The following is a 7,867-nucleotide window of genomic DNA, read 5'->3' as shown; positions in this document are numbered from 1 at the left end:
CCCCAGGAATTCTATGATAAATACAAAGGGAGAGAATCGGATAAAATTTGAAGTAGCAGCCTAAAACGCGCAAAATAAGGAAATAACTCCAAGAATTAGGGGTCAAACCGCCTCCTGCCTTTTAACTAAATATGCGTTGTTTTTAGGTATTTTACCACCGCTTTTTACAATTTGAAGCCTACATGAAATACGAGTAAAAGAAAAAGCCCCGTTTTCAGGAGCTTTTTACTATTCAAGCGAGAGTGTCCAAAAAAGTCTGTAAATAGCATTTAAATAATTAGCTTCCTGTGGTAATAACTAATACTATAAGGAGGCTTTTTATTATGGCAAAAAGAGAAAAAATATCTGCAGAAAGAGAACAAGTTGTAAATGCATTATTAGAGACTTATGACATCAAAAGTGCCGAGGATATTCAGGAAGCATTAAAAGATCTTTTGGGGGACACTCTTAAAAAGATGCTTGAAGTTGAATTGGATGAACACCTGGGATATGAAAAAGGACAAAAGAGTTCTTCAACTAATTCTAGAAATGGATTCAAAGATAAAAAGATTAGAACTCATTATGGAGAAGTTAATCTTTCAGTCCCTCAAGACCGTGAAAGTTCATTTGAACCGATGGTTGTCCAAAAGAGACAAAAGGATATTTCGCGCATAGAGCAACAGATTATCTCTATGTATGCGAGAGGTCTTACTACCAGACAAATTTCTGACCAAATTGAAGAGATTTATGGTTTTGATGTAAGTGAAAGTTTTGTCTCAAATGTTACGAATAAAATATTACCTGAAATTATAGACTGGCAAAATAGACCTCTAGATGACGTTTATCCCATAATTTTTATTGATGCAGTTCACTTTGCTGTTAGACATGAGAAAATTATTAAAAAACTTGCAGCGTATGTTGTTTTAGGAATTAGCAAGGAAGGAAAGAAGGAAGTTCTTGGACTTTATATCGGTGAAAATGAAAGTAGTAAATATTGGTTAGGAATACTAAATGAGCTTAAGAATCGTGGAGTTAAAGATATCTTAATTATGTGTGCAGATGGTCTTAGCGGTATAAAAGAAAGCATTCAAGTTGCTTTTCCAAATACCGAATACCAGCGGTGCATTGTCCACCAGGTAAGAAATACCTTAAAATATGTTTCGCATAAAGAAAAAAAGAGTTTTGCAGCTGATTTAAGGTCAATATATACAGCACCTACAGAAGAAAAAGGTCATGAAACCCTTTTAGAAGTTCAGAAAAAATGGGAGGATAGATATCCCAATTCTATGAAAAGCTGGATAAAAAATTGGGATATTTTATCGCCTATATACAAGTTTTCACCAGATGTTAGAAAGGTCATTTACACTACCAATGCCATTGAGAGTTTAAATAGCACATACAAGCGCCTAAACTCCCAAAGAAGCGTCTTTCCATCGGATCAAGCGCTTCTTAAAGCTTTGTATCTTTCTACCAAGAAAGCAACAGAGAAATGGAAAACACCCTTAAGAAATTGGGGTAAGGTTTATGGAGAATTATCCATCATGTACGACGGTAGACTCCCTGAATAGAAAAAAGCATGTCCAGCAGCCCATTTTTTATGGGCTTGCTTGACATGCTAAAATTTAAAAGTTATATTCATGGTATAAGCAATATTTAAAATATTGTTCAATTTAAAATTTCCACAGGAAGAAATTACCCTATTTACAGAGATTATTTCACACTCTCTCTTTAGTATATTTTTGAGATTTCATCAAAAGAGAATCTTTTTTCTCTTGGAAAAAGTTTTTTTGTTTCGTCGAAGTAACCCATGGAAATAAGCATTACTACAACCTTATCTTCTGATATGGAATATATTTCTTTTATTGCCTCTTCGCTGAAACCTATCATGGGATGAGTAGATACGCCTTTAGATTTTGCCGTAAGCATAAGTGTCATGGCAAAAAGAGAAGCATTTCTTACAGCATAAGCAGTTTTCTTTAGATCACTGTTATAAACAGTATTTTCACACATGTCCATATAAGCCTGGAGGGACTGATCATCCAGAATTTTATTTTCTATTTTTTCGTTCCATATGGGATTCTCTCTTTTATAGCCATTTTTTTTACCTATTACAGCAAGGGTTACAGGAGCATCTAAAATTTTTGGCTGTTTACAGGCTTTTTCATAAAGCTCCTTCCGAGCTTCTGGGGATTTTACTACTATTACCTCCCATGGCTGAGTGTTGAAGGCAGATGGAGCTAAGGTAGATAAATTTATAATTTCTTTTATAAGATCGTTGGAGAGTTCTTTATTTTTATCAAAAAAAGTCGCTGATCTTCTTTCTTTTAATAATTTTTCAAATTCCATAATCAAAACCTCCTAAAATATATTTATATTATGTGGTATATACTGATAAGACAAGGAATTTCCTTTGGAGCTAATATTTAAAGATATAAAAAAAGCTGCCTTTAAATGGCAGCTAATCTCATGCTATATGCTCAAATAATACTTTGCATCCCATTCCTATCAGGATAAAACCTCCTGCATATTCGGCTTTGTATCCTAAGAATTGTCCGGCTTTGTTCCCCATATAAACCCCTGCAGAGGAAATAATAAATGTAATAACTCCAATAATAAAAACTGTAGAATAGATATTTAATCCAGGAACAAGAGAAAAGGAAAACCCCACAGCTAAGGCATCTATGCTGGTGGCAACTCCGAGAGCAATAATATTTGACGAAATATCACATTTTCCATGATTTTCACATTTTTGATTTTCCCAGGCTTCTAGAAGCATCTTTATCCCAACAAAGGCAAGAAGTCCAAAAACAACCCAGTGCTCATATTCTGCAATTTTGTCGTAAAACATACCACCTACAAGCCATCCAACGAGAGGCATAACTGCCTGGAAAGTCCCGAACACGAAGGCGACTCTTAAAATATGTTTTATATGGATTTTTTTCAAGGCCAACCCTTCGGTAAGTGAAACTGCAAAGGCATCCATAGCCAAGCCTATAGAAATGAAAAACAAAGTTGTAAAATTCATATAATCCTCCTAATTATAAAATAACTTAAGTTTCTGAGTGGTTATAGTTAAAATTTATATTCTTAATTTTAGTTATGAAGAGAATTTTGGTTAAAAATTAGATTTTCATAGCATCTAAATATAAGTTATAAATTTATTTTACTCTGAAATCTATGAATAAACAATAAAAAATAGGATAAAAGGTCATTTGGTGTATATAAAATCATAGGATTTTTTATCTGATTTTTATATATTTTTGGAAAGAAATTTTGTCTTTTGAAAATAAGAATAGAAAACTATTTTATTTGGAAATTAAAGGGGAGCTGAATGATTATGAAAAAAAGAGTGCTGGTAGTGACTGGTGGAGGAGACTGTCCAGGGTTGAATGCAGTAATAAGAGCCATTGTAAAAAGGGCATCACAAGAGAAGGACTGGGAAGTTGTGGGAAGTATACAATCTTTCAACGGAGTTCTCAAAGATCCTGAAGAAATAGTCATTTTAGACAAGAAAGCCGTTGCAGGAATACATTTTAGGGGAGGAACCATAATAGGTACAACAAACAAAGGGGGACCTTTTGCATGGCCTGTAAAAAAAGAAGACGGAACCTGGACCACAGAGGACAGATCTGATAAAATGCTTGAGAAACTCAAGGAACTGGGGATAGAAGCTGTAATAAGTATAGGGGGGGATGGTTCGCAGAAAATATCACACGAGCTGTATAAAAAGGGATTGAACATAGTAGGAGTTCCAAAGACCATTGACAATGACCTTTTTTCCACAGAGTACACATTTGGATTTCAAACAGCGGTACAGATTGCCACGGAGTCAGTGGATAAACTGGTAACCACAGCAGCCAGTCATAACAGGGTGCTTATAATGGAAGTAATGGGAAGAGATGCAGGCTGGATAGCACTTCATTCTTCTGTAGGTGGAGGAGCAGATGTCTGTATTATTCCAGAAATACCCTATGATCCAAATAAAATTGTAAAAAGACTCAAGGAAAGATTTGAAAACGGGAAAGGGTTTGCACTAATTGTTATTTCTGAAGGGGCTAAGAGATTGGGTGGAGATGTCTACAGCAGAAAAAGTACCGAGCCTGGGTATGAAAACCCAATGCTAGGTGGAGTAGCTTACAAACTGGCAGATGAACTCAAAAAAGCAGGATGCGAGGAGGATATAAGAGTTACCGTGCTAGGACACCTTCAGAGAGGAGGCACGCCTGTAGCCTTTGACAGAGTCCTTGCTACAGAGTTTGGTGTAAAAGCCTTTGAACTGGTTTTAAATAAGGAGTATGGAAAGATGGTGGCGGTAAAAAATTCGAAAATAACAACTGTACCCATCGAAGAAGCCATAGCAAACTATAAATTTGTAGGAAAGAACTCTTACCTTGTGCATACTGGAAGGTCAGTGGGGATATGTTTTGGAGATTAAAAAAAGGATCACCTCTATACATTGAGAGTATAGAGGTGATTCTTTTTTACTGACAAAGAACTCTTTTAATTTTCATCGGTTCAATCCTGAACGGTGATCCTTTTCCCTGAAGGAAGTGATGTTTCTCTAAGAGGTGTAACGAAAGGTCGGTGTAAGTTATTGTCTCTCCAGAAGAGATAAGTTCCAGCAGTACAGTTACTTTTTGAAATAGACCGTCTTCAAATGGACATGGTAGGTTTCCCCTGGTTTCTATAGTCTGAACAACCCATTTATCATTTATGGTCACAGGCTCTCCCAAAGCATGCTCTCCTTTCAGCATGAAATCTCTGAGAAGTTCCGCTACAGACTGAAATTTCATACCTAATCTTATCATCTCGCCCTCATCTCTTGTTATGATCTCGTTAAGATTTAATTTCTCATCTCCTAAAAATCCTTCAGCAGTTATTTTTCCAGGGAGCATATTTGACTGAGCCTTTATCATATATGGGGTCATTTTCATTTAAAAATCCTCCTTAGCTACGCAAATTTATCATAATAAATTTTATCTTCAGAGATTCCATTGTTGTTAAAAACTTCAATACAGGCATTTATCATTCCCGGACTTCCACAGAGATACCCTTCTTTATTCTCTAAATGAACTGTGTTTTCTTTTAGATATCGATCTAAAATATCCGTAATGAGGCCGGTCTCCCCAGTCCATTCTTGTCCGTTCTCAGGCTCAGAAAGTGCGGGAATAAAGTGAAACTTATCCCATTTTGATTCTAGTTCTTTCATTTCTTCCAAGTAAAAAAGGTCTTTTAAAGTCCTGGCTCCGAAGAAATACCAAACTTCTCTTTCTGTTTCACCTTTTTCAAACATATCATATAAAATAGATTTAAAGGGAGCCATACCAGATCCACCTGCAATACATATCATCGGGGCATTGGTATCTTGCCTTTGAAATTCACCGAAAGGACCAATAAGGTCTATCTTGTCCCCCTCTTTGAGAAAGTTATGAACCCATGTTGTGGCAATACCGCCAGGAACAAGTCTGATAAGCATCTCAACTTGATTTTTATCAGAAGGTTTAGAGGAGATGGAATATGCTCTCTGGTTGTAGTCTTTTATTTTTTCGTATGGAGGGACTACAAGCTGCACGTACATTCCAGAAGTGAAGTCTATGGTTTCATCTCCTATGTCCACTAGGACCTCTTTTATATCATGAGTTATGTCTTTTATACTCAGGACACTTCCAGAGAACTGTTTTACATTAAAAAGTTCTTCCGGGATCATGATACTGAGATCTTTTTTTATTTTTATCTGACAAGCCAATCTAGTATTATTTGCCTTCTCTTCATCTGAAAGATATGGAAATTCTGTGGGAAGAATAGGGCCAACATCTGTTTCAATCTGACATTTGCAGGCTCCGCAGCTTCCACGTCCTCCACAGGCTGACGGGAGGTATATGCCCTCTGCGGACAGGGAGGAAAGAAGGGGTTCTCCACCCTTTATCTCAAGTTCTTTTTTTCCGTTGTTTATATCAATTTTGACATCTCCGTAGTTATTGACAACTTTATCCACCATGGATATAACAGCTGCAAAACCACCTGCGATTGCAGCCACAGTCAAAGGAGCAATTAGAAAATCCATGAAAATACCTCCCTATTGAACTATAAGCATTCCGGAAAAACCGATAAATGCCATTGCCATAAATCCTATTGTCACCAAGGTAATACCGGGACCCTCAAGGCCTGCAGGAACAGGGGAGTTTTTTATTCTCTTTTGTATTGCAGAAAGGGCCATTATCGCAAGCCACCAGCCCAGTCCTGAGCCAAAGGCATAAGAAGCTGTTTGAATGAAATTGTAATTTCTTATTTCTATAAACAGAGAAACTCCAAGGATGGCACAATTTACGGTAATTAACGGCAGGAATATTCCCAAGGCGATGTAGAGACTAGGAGAAACTCTGTCTATAACCATCTCAAGAATCTGTACAGTGGCTGCGATGACAACTATAAAAACTATAAATCTCAGATAGAGAAGATCCAAGGGGATAAGTATGTATCGCAAAACAACCCAATTTATCATGGCTGTAAGGGTTAGAACCCCTGTGACAGCCATTCCAAGACCGTTTGATGATGTCATATCTTTTGATATTGATATAAAAGAACACATTCCCAGAAAATTTGCCAGGAGTATATTGCTGGTGAAGATAGAAGCTAGAAAAAGGGTAAAAGGATGTATGTCTGGTATCATTTTTTTCCTCCATTCTTAATTTGGTTGTTTTACGGGAGCTTCTTTTTTCTCATCCTGTCTCATCATATTAGTCTTGACTATCCAGATGAGTATTCCTAGGATAAAAAATGCACTTGGTGCCATGACCATAATAGTCCATGGGGTGAAGCCGGTTCCTAAAATTTTTATTCCGAAAAGGGTTCCGAATCCCAAAAGTTCACGAAAAAATGCGATGGCCATAAGCACCCACATATACCCCAGACCTGAAGTTATACCATCCCAGAAAGAGATAAGAGGAGCATTTGACTGGGCAAAAGCTTCGGCCCTACCCATTATTATGCAGTTTGTGATAATGAGTCCCACATATGGCCCGAGAGACTTGCTGATATCAGGAAGATAAGCTCTCAGCATGATATCTACTATTATTACGAAAAACGCTATAATGAGAGTCTGTACGATCATTCTCACTTTCCTGGGGATATAATTTTTTAGAATTGAAACAGATAAATTGCTAAAAGCGGTCACAAAAGTAACTGATACAGTCATTATGAAAGTATTGGTGAGATTGTTTGTAACTGCGAGGGTGGAGCAGATACCCAGGATCTGGACAAAAACCGGGTTGTTGTCCCATATATTTTCTTTAGCCAAATTTTTAGCAGTATTCAAATCTCTCCCCTCCCTTTTAAATCCCTCAGTTTTATAAGTTTTTTATTGATCATATTTTCAACTGATTCGCTGGTTCGAGTGGCTCCGGTTATACCGTCAACAAGGCTATTGTCAGAAACAGTATCTCCTCTGCCGACACCCATAACAATTTTTATTTTATCTGGAACTTCCTCATCTTTAAACTGTTTCAAAAACCAAGATTCTTCTATTCTTCCTCCTAAACCAGGGGTTTCAGAATGGGAGGTTATCTCTATTCCTATTATTTTATTTATGTCATTGTTGGTGGCAATGACACCATAGATCGTTCCCCAAAGGCCTTTTCCTGAAAATCTGGAAACGAAAATATTTTCGTTGTCTATACTGGCAGTTAAGACTTCTTTATCTGGGAAATCGCTTCCGAAGATTTCCAAAAACTTCTCCTGAGGATTATCACTGGAAGTCAAGTCTATACCTGATGCAGACAGATAGGCTCTTGCCTCAGAGATCTTTTGATATTCTTTTACTCTTTCTGCCGTACCTTTATGTGCAACAGCGAGAATAAAGACAAATATGAATGTGATGGTGAAGCTGAAT

At 37.0% G+C, this 7,867-nt stretch carries 9 protein-coding genes; 2 read left to right on the top strand and 7 right to left on the bottom strand.

The genetic code is table 11. The features are described from left to right. The first annotated feature begins 323 nt into the window (after positions 1-323). Entirely contained in the window at positions 324-1,547 is a 1,224-nt protein-coding gene (locus ABZA26_RS03740; protein ID WP_372713178.1) for an IS256 family transposase, read from the top strand. A gap of 160 nt (positions 1,548-1,707) precedes the next feature. On the opposite strand, the gene ABZA26_RS03735 is transcribed toward ABZA26_RS03740, so the two are convergent. Together ABZA26_RS03735 and ABZA26_RS03730 are read right to left on the bottom strand one after the other, a co-directional pair. Continuing rightward, positions 1,708-2,325, bottom strand: a complete 618-nt coding sequence (locus tag ABZA26_RS03735) for a nitroreductase family protein (RefSeq protein ID WP_372713177.1) — start codon at positions 2,323-2,325, stop codon at positions 1,708-1,710. A 118-nt stretch (positions 2,326-2,443) separates the two neighbouring features. Then, complete coding sequence (locus tag ABZA26_RS03730) at positions 2,444-3,004, bottom strand: manganese efflux pump MntP family protein (RefSeq protein ID WP_372713176.1); 561 nt, start codon at positions 3,002-3,004, stop codon at positions 2,444-2,446. 312 nt (positions 3,005-3,316) lie between these two features. On the opposite strand from ABZA26_RS03730, the gene ABZA26_RS03725 reads away from it, so the two are divergent. Next, positions 3,317-4,414, top strand: coding sequence for a 6-phosphofructokinase (locus tag ABZA26_RS03725; protein WP_372713175.1), 1,098 nt, complete (start codon positions 3,317-3,319; stop codon positions 4,412-4,414). 46 nt (positions 4,415-4,460) lie between these two features. Here the strand turns inward: ABZA26_RS03725 and ABZA26_RS03720 are convergent, their stop codons facing one another. The 5 genes from ABZA26_RS03720 to ABZA26_RS03700 all read right to left on the bottom strand — a co-directional run. Then, positions 4,461-4,913, bottom strand: coding sequence for a hypothetical protein (locus tag ABZA26_RS03720; protein ID WP_372713174.1), 453 nt, complete (start codon positions 4,911-4,913; stop codon positions 4,461-4,463). Positions 4,914-4,930: 17 nt separating this feature from the next. After that, positions 4,931-6,043 carry an NADH:ubiquinone reductase (Na(+)-transporting) subunit F gene (locus tag ABZA26_RS03715; protein ID WP_372713173.1) on the bottom strand — a complete coding sequence of 371 codons (1,113 nt, stop codon included), beginning with the start codon at positions 6,041-6,043 and terminating at the stop codon, positions 4,931-4,933. A 12-nt stretch (positions 6,044-6,055) separates the two neighbouring features. After that, positions 6,056-6,649 (bottom strand): NADH:ubiquinone reductase (Na(+)-transporting) subunit E, encoded by a 594-nt coding sequence (locus ABZA26_RS03710; protein ID WP_372713172.1) that lies wholly within the window; start codon positions 6,647-6,649, stop codon positions 6,056-6,058. A gap of 15 nt (positions 6,650-6,664) precedes the next feature. After that, positions 6,665-7,294 (bottom strand): NADH:ubiquinone reductase (Na(+)-transporting) subunit D, encoded by a 630-nt coding sequence (locus tag ABZA26_RS03705; protein ID WP_372713171.1) that lies wholly within the window; start codon positions 7,292-7,294, stop codon positions 6,665-6,667. Continuing rightward, a partial coding sequence (locus tag ABZA26_RS03700; protein WP_372713170.1) for an FMN-binding protein occupies positions 7,291-7,867 on the bottom strand: 577 nt, incomplete at its 5' end. The genes ABZA26_RS03705 and ABZA26_RS03700, both read right to left, overlap by 4 nt.

Source organism: Ilyobacter sp., assembly GCF_041583315.1.
In the GTDB taxonomy this organism is placed as follows: domain Bacteria; phylum Fusobacteriota; class Fusobacteriia; order Fusobacteriales; family Fusobacteriaceae; genus Ilyobacter.
Note: the sequence above shows the minus strand (reverse complement) of the source record. Positions and strands in the feature narration are given on the sequence as shown.

Coding starts and splice junctions, on each gene's coding strand:
- ABZA26_RS03740 (WP_372713178.1), top strand. CDS start 324: ATGGCAAAAAGAGAAAAAATATCTGCAGAAAGAGAACAAGTTGTAAAT.
- ABZA26_RS03735 (WP_372713177.1), bottom strand. CDS start 2,325: ATGGAATTTGAAAAATTATTAAAAGAAAGAAGATCAGCGACTTTTTTT.
- ABZA26_RS03730 (WP_372713176.1), bottom strand. CDS start 3,004: ATGAATTTTACAACTTTGTTTTTCATTTCTATAGGCTTGGCTATGGAT.
- ABZA26_RS03725 (WP_372713175.1), top strand. CDS start 3,317: ATGAAAAAAAGAGTGCTGGTAGTGACTGGTGGAGGAGACTGTCCAGGG.
- ABZA26_RS03720 (WP_372713174.1), bottom strand. CDS start 4,913: ATGAAAATGACCCCATATATGATAAAGGCTCAGTCAAATATGCTCCCT.
- ABZA26_RS03715 (WP_372713173.1), bottom strand. CDS start 6,043: ATGGATTTTCTAATTGCTCCTTTGACTGTGGCTGCAATCGCAGGTGGT.
- ABZA26_RS03710 (WP_372713172.1), bottom strand. CDS start 6,649: ATGATACCAGACATACATCCTTTTACCCTTTTTCTAGCTTCTATCTTC.